General features: G+C 72.9%; 17 protein-coding genes. 7 read left to right on the forward strand and 10 right to left on the reverse strand.

Annotated elements, in window-relative coordinates:
* Window positions 1-29: 29 nt before the first annotated feature.
* The 7 genes from metC to E4198_RS07285 form a co-directional block, all read right to left on the reverse strand.
* Entirely contained in the window at window positions 30-1,226 is a 1,197-nt protein-coding gene (gene metC, locus E4198_RS07255; protein WP_136182448.1) for a cystathionine beta-lyase, read from the reverse strand.
* Window positions 1,223-2,482 (reverse strand): MFS transporter, encoded by a 1,260-nt coding sequence (locus tag E4198_RS07260; protein ID WP_168711389.1) that lies wholly within the window; start codon window positions 2,480-2,482, stop codon window positions 1,223-1,225. Before E4198_RS07260 ends, metC begins: the two co-directional genes overlap by 4 nt.
* Window positions 2,479-3,426, reverse strand: coding sequence for a sulfurtransferase (locus tag E4198_RS07265; protein ID WP_247597582.1), 948 nt, complete (start codon window positions 3,424-3,426; stop codon window positions 2,479-2,481). The genes E4198_RS07260 and E4198_RS07265 overlap by 4 nt, the downstream gene beginning before the upstream one ends.
* Entirely contained in the window at window positions 3,423-4,673 is a 1,251-nt protein-coding gene (locus E4198_RS07270) for an ATP-dependent carboxylate-amine ligase (protein WP_136182450.1), read from the reverse strand. The genes E4198_RS07265 and E4198_RS07270 overlap by 4 nt, the downstream gene beginning before the upstream one ends.
* 12 nt (window positions 4,674-4,685) lie before the next feature.
* Window positions 4,686-5,948: a radical SAM protein gene (locus tag E4198_RS07275; RefSeq protein WP_136182451.1), complete on the reverse strand. Its 1,263-nt coding sequence runs from the start codon at window positions 5,946-5,948 to the stop codon at window positions 4,686-4,688.
* A gap of 100 nt (window positions 5,949-6,048) precedes the next feature.
* Window positions 6,049-7,233, reverse strand: a complete 1,185-nt coding sequence (locus tag E4198_RS07280) for an ATP-grasp domain-containing protein (RefSeq protein WP_136182452.1) — start codon at window positions 7,231-7,233, stop codon at window positions 6,049-6,051.
* A 387-nt stretch (window positions 7,234-7,620) separates the two neighbouring features.
* Window positions 7,621-8,586: a LysR family transcriptional regulator gene (locus E4198_RS07285; RefSeq protein ID WP_136185234.1), complete on the reverse strand. Its 966-nt coding sequence runs from the start codon at window positions 8,584-8,586 to the stop codon at window positions 7,621-7,623.
* 245 nt (window positions 8,587-8,831) lie between these two features.
* Here E4198_RS07285 and E4198_RS07290 point away from each other — a divergent pair, with 245 nt between their 5' ends.
* Complete coding sequence (locus tag E4198_RS07290; RefSeq protein WP_136182453.1) at window positions 8,832-9,449, forward strand: snapalysin family zinc-dependent metalloprotease; 618 nt, start codon at window positions 8,832-8,834, stop codon at window positions 9,447-9,449.
* Window positions 9,450-9,656: 207 nt separating this feature from the next.
* Here E4198_RS07290 and E4198_RS07295 read toward each other — a convergent pair whose 3' ends face one another.
* The gene (locus E4198_RS07295; protein WP_136182454.1) at window positions 9,657-10,856 is read right to left on the reverse strand and encodes a class I SAM-dependent methyltransferase; all 1,200 of its coding nucleotides are present in this window, start codon (window positions 10,854-10,856) and stop codon (window positions 9,657-9,659) included.
* Window positions 10,857-10,875: 19 nt separating this feature from the next.
* Window positions 10,876-11,811, reverse strand: coding sequence for an EamA family transporter (locus E4198_RS07300; RefSeq protein WP_210732789.1), 936 nt, complete (start codon window positions 11,809-11,811; stop codon window positions 10,876-10,878).
* A 207-nt stretch (window positions 11,812-12,018) separates the two neighbouring features.
* Here E4198_RS07300 and E4198_RS25150 point away from each other — a divergent pair, with 207 nt between their 5' ends.
* The 4 genes from E4198_RS25150 to E4198_RS07315 all read left to right on the forward strand — a co-directional run bounded on the left by E4198_RS25150 (window position 12,019) and on the right by E4198_RS07315 (window position 15,169).
* The gene (locus tag E4198_RS25150) at window positions 12,019-12,249 is read left to right on the forward strand and encodes a hypothetical protein (RefSeq protein ID WP_027766121.1); all 231 of its coding nucleotides are present in this window, start codon (window positions 12,019-12,021) and stop codon (window positions 12,247-12,249) included.
* A gap of 139 nt (window positions 12,250-12,388) precedes the next feature.
* On the forward strand, window positions 12,389-13,369 hold the full coding sequence (locus E4198_RS25155) for a pyridoxal-phosphate dependent enzyme (RefSeq protein ID WP_210732910.1): 981 nt from the start codon (window positions 12,389-12,391) through the stop codon (window positions 13,367-13,369).
* 406 nt (window positions 13,370-13,775) lie between these two features.
* The gene (locus tag E4198_RS07310; protein WP_027766122.1) at window positions 13,776-14,189 is read left to right on the forward strand and encodes an anti-sigma regulatory factor; all 414 of its coding nucleotides are present in this window, start codon (window positions 13,776-13,778) and stop codon (window positions 14,187-14,189) included.
* Window positions 14,186-15,169: an RNA polymerase sigma factor SigF gene (locus tag E4198_RS07315; RefSeq protein WP_247597583.1), complete on the forward strand. Its 984-nt coding sequence runs from the start codon at window positions 14,186-14,188 to the stop codon at window positions 15,167-15,169. Before E4198_RS07310 ends, E4198_RS07315 begins: the two co-directional genes overlap by 4 nt.
* A 122-nt stretch (window positions 15,170-15,291) precedes the next feature.
* On the opposite strand, the gene E4198_RS07320 is transcribed toward E4198_RS07315, so the two are convergent.
* Complete coding sequence (locus E4198_RS07320; protein ID WP_136182456.1) at window positions 15,292-15,705, reverse strand: hypothetical protein; 414 nt, start codon at window positions 15,703-15,705, stop codon at window positions 15,292-15,294.
* Window positions 15,706-15,796: 91 nt separating this feature from the next.
* On the opposite strand from E4198_RS07320, the gene E4198_RS07325 reads away from it, so the two are divergent.
* Together E4198_RS07325 and E4198_RS07330 are read left to right on the forward strand one after the other, a co-directional pair.
* The gene (locus tag E4198_RS07325; protein WP_136182457.1) at window positions 15,797-16,765 is read left to right on the forward strand and encodes a diacylglycerol kinase family protein; all 969 of its coding nucleotides are present in this window, start codon (window positions 15,797-15,799) and stop codon (window positions 16,763-16,765) included.
* Between the two features lie 322 nt (window positions 16,766-17,087).
* The gene (locus tag E4198_RS07330) at window positions 17,088-17,351 is read left to right on the forward strand and encodes a WhiB family transcriptional regulator (RefSeq protein ID WP_023528300.1); all 264 of its coding nucleotides are present in this window, start codon (window positions 17,088-17,090) and stop codon (window positions 17,349-17,351) included.
* Window positions 17,352-17,457: the final 106 nt, after the last annotated feature.

A 17,457-nucleotide genomic window follows, 5' to 3' on the forward strand; every position in this document is an offset into this window, starting at 1 on the left:
TCCGTCCGGGCCCGGTGCGGCCGGTGCGGTCAGGCCGGGCCGGGGAGAGGCGGCAGCGCCCGGAGACCGTCCGCGAGGTCGCGCTTGAGGTCCTCCACGTCCTCGAATCCGACGTGGACGCGGAGCAGCGGCCCGCGTCCGCGCCAGGTGCCGGGGAGCCGGTGCCGCGTGGGCTCGCACGGCACCACGAGGCTCTCGTAGCCGCCGTAGCTGTGGCCGAGCCCGAAGAGGGTGAGCCGGTCGGCCAGGGCGTCGGCTTCCTCCTGCCCGTACCGGGGGTCCAGTTCCAGGCCGAAGAGGCCGGAGGCTCCGGTGAAGTCGCGGCGCCAAAGGTCGTGCCCGGGGTCCTCCGGCAGCGCCGGGGAGAGCACGGCTGCGACGCCCGGCTGCTTGCCCGCCCAGCGCGCGAGTTCCAGCGCCTGCGCCTGGTGGCGCTCCAGCCGCACGTCCAGGGTGCGCAGGCCGCGCAGCGCGGCGTAGACGTCGTCCGCCCCGGCACACTGCCCCAGCCGCATGGCCGTGGCGCGCACGGCAGGGTACGCGGCGGTGGTGCACACGGCGACGCCCAGGATGCTGTCCGCATGGCCGGTGAGGTACTTCGTCGCCGAGTGCAGGACGACGTCCGCGCCCAGCTCCAGCGGACGGTGGTACACGGGCGTGGCCCAGGTGTTGTCGACGAGAGTGGTGACGCCCCGGGCCCGGCAGGCGGCCGTGATCGCCGGCACGTCCTGCACCTCGAAGGTGGTGGACCCCGGGGACTCCAGGTACACCAGCCGCGTCGTGGGGCGGACGAGGACGGCGATGTCCGCCCCGATGCCCGGCGGGTAGTACTCGGTCTCCACACCGAGCGCCGAGAGGGAATCGCAGAAGCGGCGTGTGGGCAGGTACGCGGAGTCGGTGACCAGGACGTGGTCGCCGGCCCGGACGAAGGACAGGACGGCGGTGCTGATCGCCGCGAGTCCGGAGCAGGTGGCCACGCCGCCGTGGCCGCCCTCGAGTTCGGCCACGGCCGCCTCGAACGCCATGCTGGTCGGGGTGCCGAAGCGGCCGTAGACCGGCATCTCCCGCTTCAGCGGATCGGCCTGCGACACCGCCATCTCGGCCGTGTCGCGGTAGAGCACCGTGGACGCCCGGTGCACCGGCGGATTGGGGTAGCCGCGCTGCGTACGGGGGTCGGAACCGGCGTGCACCAGCCGGGTCCGCGTCGTGTGCCGCTCGCCGCTCACGGCACCGGCTCCGGGGTGCGTTCCGCGGCGGCCCCGGCCGGAACGACGGCGCGGCGGCGCCGGCGGGCGGGCAGGACGAGGAGCACGGCGACGGCGCACTGGACGGCGGCGAACAGCCAGAACCCCTCGGGCTCCCCCGCCTGCACGAAGTGGGCGAAGACGAACCCGCCGGCCAGACCGGCGAGCAGCCCGCCCACGCCTGCGGTGAGCCGCTGCACGCCGAACGCGAACGCCGGGTTGCCCGGGACCCGTTCGACCAGTTCCAGGTCACAGCGCAGCAGCAGGAACACCTCGCCCAGGGTGAAGACCGCGGTACCCGCGAGGAGCAACCAGGGCCCGCCCAGGGACATCACCGCGGTGCCGGCCGCCAGCAGGGCGAACGATCCCCCGACCAGCAGCCGGTACGGAGCTCGCGCGATCCTCCCGGAGAGGGCGGGCTGGAGGACCACCACCATGGCGCAGTTGAGAAGCATGACCCAGCCGAGCATGCCGATGTGCCCCAGCTCAGCGGCGTACAGGCCGACGAAGCTCTGGAAGAAGAAGTACAGGTAGAAGGCGAGTCCGGTGACGAGCACCGGACGCAGCGCGGGGCGCAGCCGCCGCAGCACGCCCGGGCCGGTGCCCGGCGACGGGGTGGCGGCCCTGCCCTCGACCGGGCGCATGGTGAGCTGGTGGGCGAGGGTGATCGCCGCGAACAGCAGCGCGGCGCCGAGCAGGAGCATCATCGGGTCGGTGTCGATGAGGAGCGCCGCCAGCAGCGGGCCGACGCCCATGCCGGCGTTGAGCGCGGCGCTGCTGACCCCGAGGAACAGCGGTCGCAGGTCGTCGGAGACGCAGGTGACGATGTACGCCTTGTTCGCCGGCAGGTACAGCGCGGGACCGAGCGCGACCAGGAGCACGGCGGGGTAGGCGAGCCAGGGGACTGCCACCGCGACGCCGAGCAGGGCGAGACCGGCGGTACGCAGGACCAGCGCGCCGACCATGGTCGGCTTGAGGCCGATCCGGTTCACCACCGGCCCGCCGAGAATGCTGCCGCCGAACTGGATGAAGGTGGCGACGGCGACCAGGGCGCCGGCCACCCGCAGGTCGAGGCCCACCGCCTGGACCATCAGCACGCCGATGAAGGGCGTGACCATGTAGCTGCCGAGCGCGACGACGAAGGACAGGACGATCAGGGACTTCAGGCTGGGCGAGAGGTCCCGGAAGGTCTGCCACCTGCTCGCGGTGGGCGGCTTCTTCACGGGGCCCCCGTTCACGAGACCCCCGCCTGGTCCGCGCTCGCGGCGCTCCCGGCTCTCCCCGGGCCGGTCGCGCCGGTCGCGCCGGTCGCCACCGGTCGCCCGGGGACGGGGAGGCCCCATTCGCTCCAGGACCCGTCGTAGACCGACAGGTTCTCCAGGCCCGCGAGGTGCGCACCCAGCGCCAGGACGCAGGCGGTGACGCCCGATCCGCAGCTGAAGACCAGCGTCCCACGGTCCCCGGCGGCTTCGCGGAACGCCTCCCGCAGCTCGTGCGGGGGACGCATCCGGCCGCCGTTACCCAGCAGTTCGCTGAACGGGAGGCTGACCGCGCCGGGCATGTGGCCGCCGCGCAGGCCGGGCCGCGGCTCGGGCGCCCGGCCGGTGAACCGGGCCCGGGTGCGGGCGTCGAGCACTGCGGCGTCCGGGTCGCGCAGCGCGTCCGCCACCCGGTCGGCGCCGACGAAAAGGCCGGAGCGCGGTCGGGCGGTGAAGTCGCCCGGGGTGGACGGCGGCAGGGGCTGGGCGGCCTCTTCCACCGGCCCGCCGTACGCGGTCCAGGCGGGCAGGCCGCCGTCGAGGACCGCGGCACGGTCGAAGCCCACGGCCCGCAGCATCCACCAGGCCCGCGGGCTGGAGTAGACGCCGGCCGCGTCGTACACGACGACGGTGTCCTCGTCCCGGAGCCCGAGGGTGCGCAGCTCGGCGGCGAGGCGATCGGGCTCCGGCATGGTGTGCGGGAGCGAGGCGTGGTGGTCCGAGAGGGCGCCGTCGAGGTCGAACCGGCGGGCGCCGGGGATGCGGGTCTCCGCGTCCCGGTGCACGCCGACGGAGGCGTCGAGGACGACGAGCCCTTCCGCGCCCAGCCGGGGCGCGAGCCACGCGGCGTCCACCAGCGGCCCCGGCAGCGGACGCGGCGGCTGCGGCGGCACGTGAGGCCGGGGCGACTCGGGCGGGGTCACGGGGTCGCCCCGGCGGTCTCGGGGGCATCGACGGGACCGGCGGCGTCCGGGGAATCGGCGGGACGCCAGCGGACCGCGTCGGTGAACCAGGCCGCCACCTTCTCCATGTTCGCCGCGACGTCCTCCTCGGATTCCCCACCGACGACGTAACCGGCCAGGAAGAGGCCGGACTTGACGCCTCCGTGGAAGACCTGACCGGCCCGGCCGGTGTGCGCGGACTCGAGCACGCAGTCGGGCGCGCCCTCGGTCGGAAGGTGCTCCAGTACGCCGCTCGACGGGGGGATCCACAGGCCGCCGGCCGGTCGGGGAGCCGGACCGCCCGACGAGGCGGGGAGCCCGCATTCGGCGTAGAGCCACTCCTTGTCGAGGTCGATGCCGAAGGCGTGCCGGACGGCACGGGCGACCATGCCGCCGCCGGTGCGGCTGGCGACCTCGCAGAACACCGTCCGGTCGTCCGGGGTGATCCAGAATTCCGCGTGGAACGTGGTCCGTTCGGGCGTCGGGAGCTGCGCGAGGACCGCGCGGACCGCGTCGACGAGGCGGGCGTGGTACGGGTCCCCGGGCGCCAGCGGAACGCTGCCCATCCAGTGGTCGCTGCGGAAGGAGAGGCAGTCGTTGAGGTAGCGGAAGGGACGCACGAAGACGGGTTCCCCGTCCCGCACCAGCCCGTCCACGTGGTACATCGCGCCCGGGACGAAGGTCTCGATCTGGCTGGTCCCGCGCCAGGGAGCGGCGAGGTAGGCGTCCAGGTCGGCTTCGTCGCGCAGGACGCGGGCGCCGAGGGAACCGGACTCGGACACCGGCTTGACCACCACCGGGTACCCGTGCTCGGCGACGAACTCCACGGCCGTGTAGGCGGAGTCGAGGAGACGGTAGGCGGGGACGTCCACCGGGCCGCCCGCGAGATGGTCCTTCATCACGACCTTGTCGCGGAAGGCACGGGCGCTCGCGGTCCGCTGTCCGGGAAGGTCCAGCAGGTCCCGGAGCTGTGCGGCCCGCAGGACGTCCGACTCGGCCCGGGCGAAGACGGCGTCCACGTCCAGCTCGCGGGCGAGGCGCAGGGCCGTCTTCTCGACGAGCTGGTTGGTGTCGTAGTCGTCGAAGGCGTGCACATGCCGGAGGTGGCCGTAGCCGGCGGCGTGCTCACGGCTGGTCAGGACGACCGGCTCGATGCCGGTGCCCGCCAGCCACTGCTCGTAGGGCGTGGTGGCGTGGGGCGTCTTGGCGAAGACGAGGACGTGGCGCATGCGTGTCCCCCCTCAGGCCGTCGGCTCGACGAGCAGCGGCAGCCGGCGGCGCTGCGGCACGCGCGAGACGAGCCCGAGTTCCTCGGACAGCTCGGGGGCGAAGCAGCCGTCCTTGTAGACGCCCGCCATCCGCTTGTCGGTGAACGCCTGGATGGCCTCATGGTCGAACTCGAGGTCGTAGCGGGCGTCGTCCTCGCCCTCGACGACGGTGCGGACCAGGATGCCCAGGTGGGGCTCGAAGGTGTTGACGCAGCCGACGATGTCGCCGATCTTCTCCCGGCGCTCCGGACCGTCCTCGGACAGCACGGTCTCCTCCGCGGGGATCGCGGCGAACAACTGCCGGCCGGCGCGGCACCAGCCGACGTGCCCGGGGAAGCCCATGGCCTTGATGCCGAACGTCCCGAAGTCCTCACTGACGCCGAGCTGGAAGTCCAGCTCCACGGTGTCGTGCAGCCAGCGGAAGTCGCGGTACGCCTGCTCGATCTCCTCGCGGGACAGCCGCAGCCCGGGGTGCCGGCCGCCGTGGTCGCTGAAGTTGTTGAAGCGCACTGTGTCGACGCCGAGCTTGTTGAAGTACCGCGCGTAGCGCAGCAGGGACTCGCGCCCGTGGTTGTGGCGGCCGACGGTGACGCCGATGTTGACGCGGAACGCGTCCGCGGTCTCGGAGCCGTCGGCACGGCGGCGCGCGTTGTAGTCGGCGATCCGCTGCAGCACCTTCTCCGTGTCGGCGCCGCTGAACACGCCCTTGATCGGGTAGCTGCCGTCGTCGATCACCGCCAGGTTCTCGTCGAGTACGCCGTGGTAGGTGATGGAGATCGTGCCGTAGCCGCTCTCCCGCGCCAGGTCCAGAAGCTCGACGTAGTCGTCGCCGAGCAGCGGCCGGCCACTCGTCCAGGCGTCGCCCTTCTCCATGGTCTCGGTGGGGATGTGGTCGGCTTCCTGGCGGAACTCGCGGTTGTTCGCCGGGCCGTAGATGCGCATGAACTCGCCGCCGTAGGCGAAGCTGTCCACGTAGCGCGGGTAGACCTGGTAGCCGTGGCTCTGCAGGCCCTCCAGGATGCGCGGGCCCTCGTCCATCGCGAAGGACTTGTCGTAGACCTTCTCGTAGTTGACGAACCAGCAGTGCGTGCACTTCTGGCCGCAGGTGTTCCGGCCGACCTTGGTGTCGAGGTCGAGGTAGATGTGGATGTCGGCGGGGTCTATCTCGGCGAACGGGACGGTGAACGGCGTGTCGCCGTGAAAGTCGTAAGAAATCGGCTTGTTGGTGGCAGGCATGACTTCCCCCATGGTGTGTCGTGCGTCGTGTGCCGGAAGGAGTGGTGCGGAAGGCGTACGGAAGCGATGGTTTTTAGGAACGCGGGGCGGGGCGGGCGGCTCAGTCGTCCCGCTGGGTGACGACGACCGGCACGGCCGTCAGTTCGCCGACCGCCGCGAGGCAGTCGGAGCGGGACTCCGCGACGAGCGTCGCCGAGCCGAGCCGGTCCGCGGATGACCGCAGCGCCCCCACCTCGTCGCCGGGCCGTACGGAGAGGTCCCAGTCCACGAGCGTGCCGTGGGTCGGTGCGGGCGGGTCCGCGACCGCGGTGACCCGGCCGGGCGGCGCAGTGAAGAAGACGGTGGCCGCGGCGGGCGCGGTGGGCGCGACCCGCGGCGGGTCCGTTCCCAGCGGCCAGCCGAGGGCCGCCGCGCGCCAGTCGAGACCGGTGGTGAGCCGCACCAGGTCGGCGATACCGTCGCCGCCGAGGCGGTTGTGGGTCTCGATGACGACGACCTTGTCCCCGTCGAGCTTGACCTCGGTGTGGCTGGGACCGTCCGTGACGCCGAGAGCGTCCAGGAGCTCGGCCACGGCGTTCTCGACCAGGAGCTGCCGCCGCTCGTCCAGCGACGGCGGCGGCATCAGGTGACTGACCTCGACGAAGCCTGCGGTGGTGCCCTTCTGGGCGATGCCGACGACGGCGTGCCGGCCGTTCGCGGACAGGGCCTCGACGCTGTACTCCCGGCCCTCGACGAACTGCTCCAGGAGGGTCGCCGGCGTCCTGCGGTCGTCCGGGAGGTCGTCGAGGCGTTCCAGCAGGGCGACGGCGTTGCTGCCGAACCCGTCCACGGGCTTGGCGACCACCGAGGGGTAGCGCGCGAAGAGGGTGGCGACGGCGTCCTTGTCGTCGCCGCGGGCGAAGGCGGGGTTCAGGTGCGGAACGCGCTGCTCCAGCAGCTGCCGCATGCGGTACTTGTCGCGGGTGGCGCGTACGACGCCGGGGTCCAGCCCGGTGACGCCGAGGTGCTGTGCGGCCAGGGCCGCCGGTTCCAGTCCGAGTTCGGTGAGTGAGACCACGGCGAGCGGGCCGAGAGGCCGGACCACCTCGTCGAGGAAGGGCAGCAGCGCGGTCCGGTCGAGGAAGTCGACGACGTGCACCTGGCTGCGGGAGCCCGTTCCGCCCTCGGCCGGGGCGCCGGCCGCGCCGTCGGCCGTACCGGTCAGGCGGAGGTGCACGATCTCGCAGGGGAGGGTGTCGGCTGCCCGCGCGACGGTCGGGTTCGCCCCGAGGACCACCAGTGTCACACCAGGACCCGGACTGATCTGTGGAGCATGTGACGGCCACGCCTTCTCTGGTCGCGGGACGCGCGGGGCGTCGCCGGCTCACGAGTGATGACCACGTCGGACCACGGCCGCACTGGGCGACGAGGGGCGCTTCGGCCGATGTGGTGCGAAGCAAAAGTGACAGGGGCAACTCGGGAGCGTCAACTCCCTTATGACACATGTCACTTGAGGAGGTCACTCTTTCGGCCCAGACTACACATCTGGACCGTTCGCCTCCACATCACGCACAGGGTGCACGCACGCGTGCCGCGCGGAACGCCGCGCAGGGGCTCGATGTCGCGCCCGCCGCACGGCGACCGGGGTGGCAACCGTGCGGGGCGCGGCCTCGCAGCGGGGAGACGCGGGCCGTCAGGCCGCGGGGACGTGGAGGAGAGGGCTGTCGTGATGGGCGAGCCACTGGCGGTAGGACGGCGAACCCCACGCGACCTCGCGGTAGGCGTCCTGGAGATCGGCGAAAACCGCGTCGAAGTCGGTGCCGCCCTCGGGGGCGTCGGGCAGCGGGAGCCGGGTCGCCATCACCAGCCGCACGGTCAGCGGGTCGCCGGCCAACGGCCGGATGACCAGCCCCGGACGCGCCCGCGAGGTGGGCTGGGCCGGGGCGACCACCTCGCCCGCCGCGACCAGGTCGGCCCCCGCGAGGTAGTCGCCGTGCGCGACCTGGAGCCGGAGCCCCGCCGCCGTGAACACCCGCCGCAGTCCCGCCCATTCGCCGTCCACGTTGGGGTCGATCATCCAGCGGTCCTCCGCCAGGTCGATGAGGGAGACCTCCTCCTTGCGCGCCGCCGGGTGCGTCGTGGGCAGCGCCACGAACTGCGGTTCACGCTCCATCAGCACGCGCTGCTCGAGACCCTCCGGCACCTGCAGCGGGCAGCCGGCCACCTCGTGCACGAAGGCGACGTCGAGCTGGCGGTCGGCGACCATCTGGAGCAGGGCGCTGGGCGAGACGTCGATGCGGATGGTGGTGTCCGTCTCCGGCAGCCGAGCGTGCAGGCGCCGGAGCCAGCCGGGGACGGCACGGTTGCCGGTGCTGCCGATGCGCAGCCGGGACCCGCCGCCGACACCGAGCGCGTCACGGGCCTCGCTGATCAGCGCACTCATCTCGGCGACGATCGGCCGTGCCCGGCTCAGCACCGAGAGACCGAACGGAGTGGGCCGGCTCCCCGTCCGCTCCCGGGTGAACAGCCGTCCGCCCAGGGCGCGTTCGATGCGTCCCAACTGGGTCGTCAACGACGGCTGGGTGACCCCGAGCTGCCGGGCCGCCTTGTGCACACTCCCGTGATCGGCGATGGCGCACAACGCACGAAGATGTCTCACCTCGAGCTCCACGACCGGAGCATAACCGCGCCCAGGTTCCCCGCGCCAGAGACATGACAAGCCGATCCTCCCTGCTCAGAGACGATGCGTCCGGGCTATCACCGGATGCCATCATCCGGACGGCGGGTGATTCGGCACACACTCTCCGGGACCGAACGTTCATCCGCGGTTCGCGGGCGGCGTCCCCCACACGCCCCACACGTACGCCGAACCGGGCTCCGCGGACGACCTGGAGGACCCCCCACATGAGAAACATCAGGACCGCCCTCGCCGCCTCGCTCGCCGTCGGCATGGCCGTCGCCGGTCTCGCCGCGGCGCCGGCCTCCGTCTCCGCCGACTCCGGCTCCAGCTCCGTCGTCGCGGCCTACGAGGGTGGCGCCAAGTCCGAGCAGGCCCAGAACCGCGCCTTCTTCGAGGCCGTCTGGGAGAAGGCGCAGGAGCGCCAGGACGCCAAGCCCGGCTTCCAGGCCATCACCCTCTACTACAACGACTCCGCCGCCCCCTCCTTCCAGAGCGAGATCTCGCAGAGCGCCTCGATCTGGAACTCCTCGGTCAGCAGCGTCACCCTGGCCGAGACCTCCGGCAGCGGCGACTTCGACTACCGCGAGGGCAACGACCCGCGCGGCAGCTACGCCTCGACCGACGGTCGCGGTCACGGCTACATCTTCCTGGACTACGCCCAGAACGAGACCTACGACTCGCTGCGGGTCACCTCGCACGAGACCGGTCACGTGCTCGGCCTGCCGGACAACTACAGCGGCCCGTGCAGCGAGCTGATGTCCGGCGGCGGCCCCGGCCCGTCCTGCACCAACGCCTACCCGAACTCCACGGAGAGCGCGAGGGTCGACCAGATCTTCGGCTGAGCGCAGTCGTCCGACGAGGACGCGCCGAAGTTCACCACCGCCCGCTGACGCGGCGGTAGGGCCCCGTACCGGGGCCCGTCCGGACGAGGGATCCGTCTGAACGTGTGCCCGTCCCGCTTCGCCGCGGGGCGGGCACACGTGCGTGCGAGGCCGCGGGCCACCCGCGCTCCGCGCGGGGTTCGGGCGCGTCCCCGGCCGCGGCGGCGGTCAGGCGTGGGTGAGGCGCCAGAGGGTGGTGACCTCCGCTGAACGGGCCGCGTGCAGCGGGTCGTCGGGGTCGGGGGCGGTGGCTCGCCGGTGGACGGGACGGGTGTCGAGCCGGCCGGCCACCCGCAGTCCGGCGGCACCGATCCAGCCCAGGAGGTCGTCCCGCGTGCGCAGGCCGATCAGTTCGGCCAGGTCGGAGAGGATCAGCCAGCCCTCGCCGCCGTCCTCGCCCAAGCGCCCGGGCAGGCCCTCCAGGAACGCCCGCAGCATCCCGCTGCCCGGGTCGTAGACCGCGCGTTCGACGGCGGACGTCGGTTTGGCGGGCAGCCAGGGAGGATTGCAGACCACCAGCGACGGCGCGGCGGCCGCGCGCGGCGACCCGGCGGGAAACAGGTCGGCCTCCACGACCTCGACGACACCGCGAGCGGCACCGCCCGGGACGAGACGGTCCAGGTTCTCCCGGGCGCAGGCCAGCGCGCGCGGGTCCTGGTCGGTGGCCACCACGTGCCGGACGCCGCGCCGCGCGAGCACGGCGGCGAGCACCCCGCTGCCGGTGCCGACGTCCCAGGCCAGCTCCTCCGCGCGGGGCGGCAGCGGCGCCTCGGCGACCAGGTCGACGTACTCGCCGCGCACCGGGGAGAACACGCCGTAGCACGGGTGGACGCGGGCGCCCCCCAGGGCCGGGACCGGCACTCCCTTGCGATGCCACTCGTGGGCGCCGATCAGGCCCAGCAGTTCGCGCAGCGAGATCAGTACCGTCTCGGCCGCGTCGGGCGGCCCGTAGGCGCCGCGGCAGGCGCCGTCGACGTCGGGCGCACGCCGCAGCGGCACGGTCCACCGTCCGTTCGCCGCCTCCACGGGCACGAGCAGCATGCCCAGGATGCGGGCGCGTTGGGCCTGCCGCGCACGGTGACGGTGGAACGCCGCGGCCGGGTCCTCGCCGCCCTGCGCACGCCCCCGGGACGGGCGGTCGACGCGGCGGGTCAGCGCCGTGAGGAGCTGGCGGGCCCCGACGTAGTCGCCGCGCCACAGCAGCGCCGTGCCCTCGCAGGCGAGCCTGTAGGCGGCGTCGGCCCGGGTGCGGTCGTCGGCGGGGGCCACCTGCTTCGGCGGACGGGCGCCGCTCTCGGAACGCCAGCGGGCCGAGCGGTCTTCGCCGTCCTCGGCCCAGCGGACGGTCTGGCGTTCGGTCACGGCCACAGCGTACGGCCGGCCGGAGCTACCCGTGGCGGGAGGTGCGTACGGCACCGGCGCTGGCGGCGATCACCAGCGCCACTGCGAGCACCTGCACCCAGCCCATCCGCTGGTCCAGCACCAGGAATCCGGCCGCCGAGGCCGCCACCGGCATCAGACTCATCAGCACGGCGAAGGTGGACTTCGGCATCCGCCGCAGGGCGAACAGCTCCAGCGTGTAAGGGATGCCCGAGGAGAGGACGGCGACCGCCGCGCCCAGACCGAGGACGACCGGGTCGAGGAGCGCGCCGCCCGCGCTCAGGACACCGAGCGGCGCGCTGAGGAGAGCGGCCACCACCATCGCGATGGCCAGTCCGTCCGCGCCGGGGAAGCGCGCTCCGGTGCGCGCGTTGTAGACGATGTACGCCGCCCACATGCCGCCCGCGGCGAGTGCGTAGCCGACTCCGGCGACGTCGAGGTCGCTGAAACCGCTCGCGCCCAGCAGATACACGCCCGTCAGCGCCAGTCCCGCCCACAGCAGGCTCAGCGCCCGTCGGCCCGCGACGACGGAGAGCGCCAGCGGGCCCAGCAGTTCCAGGGTCACCGCGGCTCCGAGCGGAATCCGCTCGATCGCCTGGTAGAACAGCGTGTTCATCGTGCCCAGTGCCACGCCGAGGCCGACGACCGCCGCCCAGTCCGTACGCGAGTGCCCGCGCAGCCGCGGGCGGCACACGGCGAACAGCAGCACCGCCGAGAACACCAGCCGCAACGCGACCATCCCCAGCGCGCCCGCACGTGGGAAGAGCAGCGCCGCCACCGCCGAGCCGAACTGGAGCGACAGCGCGCTCGCGCAGACCAGCCCCACCGCGCCGAGGCGGCCGGCTCCCGACGGATGCGCGCCGGGACCAGTCGAGGAGGTGTTCCCCGGGGACGCGGAGGCCGCCGGGCCGGAGCCGGCGACCGGGCGTTCGACGTGACTCATGGGTCCCACCGTAGAAGGCGCCGCGCACGAGAGGCGGCTCGGGCGGCGTCGGGCGGCGCGGGACGGCGCGGGACGAATTCCAGCGGCTTCGGGAACGGGGAGGGACCACCGGAGGAGGGACAGGAGGAACCGGACGGATCCGGCACACGTTCACGGGTCGCGGGCACCCGCCCGCCACACCCCACAGTGCGGAGCTGGAGGCACACGATGGCAGGGTTCCTCGACCGGGCCAAGGAGCAGGCGCAGCGCGGTCTCGCCCAGGGCAAGGAGAAGATGGAGGAGGTCCAGGCGCAGCGCGCGGGGCACGACCTGGTGCGCAAGCTCGGGGCGGCGTACTACCGCCAGCAGCACGGCACCGGCTCGCCGGAGGAGGTCCAGCGCGCGCTGGCCGCCGTCGAGCAGCACATCGCTCAGCACGGCGACTCCGCCCTCCGCTGAGGCGACCGGCGGGACCGGGGCGACGACCGCGGTCCCGCCGGGCAGAATCGGCGGTGTGCAGCCCGACGTCTCCTCCGCCTCCTCCGCCTCGTCCGCCTCGTCCGCCTCGTCCGCCTCGTCCACCGCGACCCTGCGGGCCCTGCGCGACCTGGCCGGCCTCCGCGCCGGAGCGCGTCTGCCCTCGCCGCTGGTCGAGATCGACGACGCGCGCTTCGCCCGGCACGGTGTGCGGCTCACCCTGAAGCGGGACGACCTGATCCACCCGGAGATCCCGGGCAACAAGTGGCGCAAGCTGGTGCCGAACCTCGCGGCGGCCGTCGAGGGCGGCCGGCGCACCCTGCTCACCTTCGGCGGCGCCTACTCCCATCATCTGCGGGCGACGGCTGCGGCCGGACGCCTGCTGGGGCTCCGGACGGTGGGCGTCGTACGCGGCGGGGAACTGGCGGAGCGCCCACTGAACCCCTCCCTCGCCCGCTGTGCCGCGGACGGCATGCGGCTGCATTTCGTGTCGCGGTCCGACTACCGGCGCCGCGCCGACCCGGCGTGGGTGGAGGGGCTCCGGGAGCGGTTCGGGGACTTCCTGGCCGTGCCCGAGGGAGGCAGCAACGCCGCAGCGGTCCACGGCTGCACCGAGCTGGGCCGCGAGTTGCGCGGCCGCGCCGACGTGGCGGCGGTGGCCTGCGGCACGGGCGGCACACTGGCCGGCCTCGCCGCCGGGCTCGGCGGAGCGAGGGGACGGGGTGGGGCGTACGCGCTCGGCGTTCCCGTGCTGCGCGGCGGCTTCCTTCCCGCGGAGGTGCGGCGGCTCCAGGGAGAGGCGTTCGGCGGACCGCGCGGCGCGTGGCGCACGGAGGACCGGTTCCACTTCGGCGGCTACGCCCGTACCTCCGCCGAGCTGGAGGACTTCGCCGCGGACTTCGCGGAACGGCACGGCCTGCCACGGCTGGAGCGCGTCTACGTCGCCAAGCTGCTGTTCGGGCTCTGCACACTGGCCGGCGAGGGCGCCTTCGCCCCGGGCAGCACCGTGACCGCCGTGATCACGGCGGGCGGCGGTGCGCCGGAGGGCGCCGCGGAACCCGGCGCGTGCCCCGGCGCGGGGTCGCCCGGCCACGAACGGTGAACGAATCCGTCCTCCCGGGTGTCCGGGCGGCACGGAACGGGAACCCCTGAAAGGGGCCGGGTGTTCACCCAGTGTGGCCGCGAGGGCGGAGAACGGGCCGCAGAAGAGCCGCCTCGACCGGGTGTCACCAACGCAGTGTCACAATCCGGTATTTGAAGGCTCGGACCCCTAGCCACGGACTGTGCCCACGTGTTTACTATAAGTGACGCCTCGCAAGTGGGGCGTTCGCGGTGCCGAGGGAATCGTCCGGGCGACATCCCGCGGTGGATCGCGATAGCGTCGCAGTCGAACGATCCAGTACGTCGGCCCGTTCCGACCGGCCCCGGCAGGTGAGGCCCGGGCGGCCGGACCGCCGCACTGGTCACAGACAACGAGCCAACCGGCTTGTGCCACCTTGGAGGTGAGGGTGTCCCAGATCGCAGGCGAGCCCGGAGACAAGGACTTCGTCGAGGTCCGGCTGCCCGCCGCGGGCGCCTACCTGTCCGTGCTGCGGACGGCCACGGCCGGTCTCGCGGCCCGCTTGGACTTCACCCTGGACGAGATCGAGGACCTGCGGATCGCGGTCGACGAGGCGTGCGCGATCCTGCTCCAGCAGGCCGTGCCCGGCTCGGTGCTCAGCTGCGTGTTCGAGCTGATCGACGAGTCACTGCGGGTGACGGTCTCCGCCCCGACCACCGACGGCCGTGCCCCCGAGCGCGACACCTTCGCCTGGACGGTGCTCGCCGCCCTCGCGGGCGAGGTCGACTCGACGGTGTCGGAGGACCGGACGGTCAGCATCAGCCTGCGCAAGCAGCGCGGTACGGGTCCGGATCCGTCGTGACGGAACACGAGGCACGAGAAGCATGGGCGGGTCGCCACGAGGCGGCCGGCCCGGGCATTCCCGAGCAGCACGCCCGCCCGCACCCGGAGGGGAACGGCGGAGCGGTCGGTGAACGGTCCGAGCATCGACGATCGGAGCAGGCAGGGCAGGCGGACTCGATGGACGAGCAGCGGCAGGAGCGCCAAGGACGCCCGGGCGGCGCCATCGGCGGCCGGGGGCACACCCCGCAGGACCGCAGCGCCGCGCGCGCCCTCTTCGTCGAGCTGCGGGCACTGCCGGACGGCTCTCCGGAACACGCGGAGCTGCGCAACCGGCTGGTGCGAATGCACCTTCCACTGGTCGAGCACCTGGCCCGCCGCTTCCGCAACCGCGGCGAGCCCCTGGACGACCTGACGCAGGTCGCCACGATCGGCCTGATCAAGTCGGTCGACCGCTTCGACCCGGACCGCGGCGTGGAGTTCTCCACCTACGCGACGCCGACCGTGGTCGGTGAGATCAAGCGTCACTTCCGCGACAAGGGCTGGGCGGTACGCGTGCCGCGGCGGCTCCAGGAGCTGCGGCTGTCGCTGACCTCGGCCACCGCCGAGCTGTCCCAGCAGCACGGCAGGGCTCCGACGGTGCACGAGCTGGCGCAGCGACTGAAGATCTCCGAGGAGGAGGTCCTCGAAGGGCTGGAGTCGGCCAACGCCTACAGCACGCTGTCGCTGGACGTGCCGGACACCGACGACGAGTCCCCCGCCGTCGCGGACACCCTCGGCGCGGAGGACGACGCGCTGGAGGGCGTGGAGTACCGGGAGTCGCTCAAGCCGCTGCTGGAGGAGCTGCCGCCGCGCGAGAAGAAGATCCTGCTGCTGCGCTTCTTCGGCAACATGACGCAGTCGCAGATCGCCCAGGAGGTCGGCATCTCGCAGATGCACGTCTCGCGGCTGCTGGCGCGCACCCTCGCGCAGCTGCGGGACCGGCTGCTCGTCGAGGAGTGATCCGCACCGGGCCGTCGGCAGGGACGGCCCGGGGGCGAGGAGAAAGAGGGGGAAGGGACTGGGGGCGCACGCGGGACTCCCGCGTCACGCGCCGGCCGTCGGGTGCCGGAATCCCCCGGGCGTCACGCGTCCCGCGGGCCGACGCCGAGGGCGGCGGCCGAGACCGGCGTCACCAGGCAGCCGAGGACGACGAGCGCGACGACGCCGATCGCCGCACCACCGGCGGTCCACACCCCGCCGTTCTGCGCCATCTGCCAGCCCACGGGCAGCGCCAGCAGCTGGGTGATCAGTGCGGGGCCACGGCTCCAGCGGCGCAGCAGCCAGAGCCCGCGAGCAGCCGCCAGCGGCAGCGCGGCCAGCGCGAGCACGGTCAGGGCCATCGTCAGCGCCTGCACGAAGCCGTCCGGGTCTCCGATGAAGAGCATCACGAGGGACACCAGGCCGAAGCAGGCGATCACCACCCCTTCCGCGGCGGTCAGCGCCGCCGCGACGGTCAGCCGTGCCGGGCGGGGGTCGAAGGGGGCTTCATCGCTCACCCCTGCAGGGTAGCCCGGCCGCCGCAGCGGCTCCCGCCCGCAGTGCGGACCGCTCTGCCCCCGCGCGGGGGTCCTGGGTACGCTGCACCTCATGCGCGCACTCCTCGTGGTCAACCCGGCAGCCACCCTCACCAGTGCGCGGACCCGGGACGTCCTCACCCACGCCCTGGCCAGCGATCTGAAGCTGGAGGTCGCCTCCACGGAATACCGGGGGCACGCCCACGACCTGGGCCGCACGGCCGCCAAGGACGGGGAGACCGAGTTGGTGATCGCCCTCGGCGGCGACGGCACGGTCAACGAGGTGGTGAACGGCCTGCTGCACGGGGGTCCCGATCCCGAGCGCCTGCCCCGGCTCGCCGTGGTGCCCGGCGGCTCGACCAACGTCTTCGCGCGCGCCCTCGGGCTGCCCAACGACGCGGTCGAGGCCACGGGCGCCCTGCTGGACGCGCTGCACACCGGGAGCGAGCGCACCGTCGGTCTGGGCCGTGCCGACGGCGTGCCGGGGACGGACGACGCGGGCGCTCCCCCGCGCTGGTTCACCTTCTGCGCCGGCTTCGGATTCGACGCCGGCGTGGTGGGCCGGGTGGAACGCCAGCGTGAGCGGGGCAGGCGTTCGACGCATCCCCTGTACGTGCGGCAGGTGCTGCGTCAGTTCCTCCGGGAACCGCATCGCCGTCACGGAACCATCACTCTCGAACGGCCGGACGAGAAGAGCACCGAAGGGCTGGTGCTGTCCATAATCTGCAATACCGCGCCCTGGACCTACCTGGGGAACAAACCGGTCTACGCGGCCCCGCACGCATCCTTCGACACCGGCCTCGACCTGCTCGGACTCTCCCGTCTGACCTCGGCGGCGGTGGGCCGGTACGGCACCCAGCTGCTCACCTCGTCGCCCGAGCGCGGGCCTCGCGGCAAGCACGCTCTGTCGTTGCACGATCTGACATCCTTCACCTTGCATTCGCAGGTTCCACTGCCCTTCCAGATGGACGGTGACCACCTGGGGCTCCGTACGAGCGTGGGGTTCGCAGGCGTACGCCGAGCACTGCGTGTGATTGCGTAAGTCGAAGACCCGAAAGTCCTTCCACTCGAACGTTTAAACCAGCTTCCACCCCCTGGAAGTACGGCTGTGAGCCAAGCGACACCAAGGAATCAAAAAAAACTTTCCTGAAGGGGTTGTATCCGCCGCCGAGGTTTGCGAGTCTCTTCATGGCGATCGGGACAGCCCCTCACCGGGCCCCCTTGAGAGCCCCGAATCCCCCTCATCCGGTCCGGTGGGACCCGCATCACATCGACGTGGTACCCCTTCCGCCGCAAGGGGATTCGTGAAAGCGTTCACATTCACAAGCATTCTCACGCCCGTAATACGAGGAGAGGTAGCAGCCATGGACTGGCGTCACAACGCCGTTTGCCGCGAGGAAGACCCCGAGCTGTTCTTCCCCATCGGCAACACCGGTCCTGCGCTGCTGCAGATCGAGGAAGCCAAGGCCGTCTGCCGCCGCTGCCCCGTCATGGAGCAGTGCCTGCAGTGGGCCCTGGAGTCCGGTCAGGACTCCGGTGTCTGGGGTGGCCTCAGCGAGGACGAGCGCCGCGCGATGAAGCGCCGCGCCGCCCGCAACCGGGCGCGGAACAACGCCGCGTCCGCCTGACGGCCCCCACCCACCGGCTGCAATCCCGAGCCGCAGCGCGCAGTGCTCTCGTCAAGCACCGCACCACGCATGGCTACGAGCCCCGGAAGCGACTGACATCCGTCGC

This window comes from Streptomyces sp. RKND-216 (assembly GCF_004795255.1).
GTDB classification, from domain to species: domain Bacteria; phylum Actinomycetota; class Actinomycetes; order Streptomycetales; family Streptomycetaceae; genus Streptomyces; species Streptomyces hazeniae.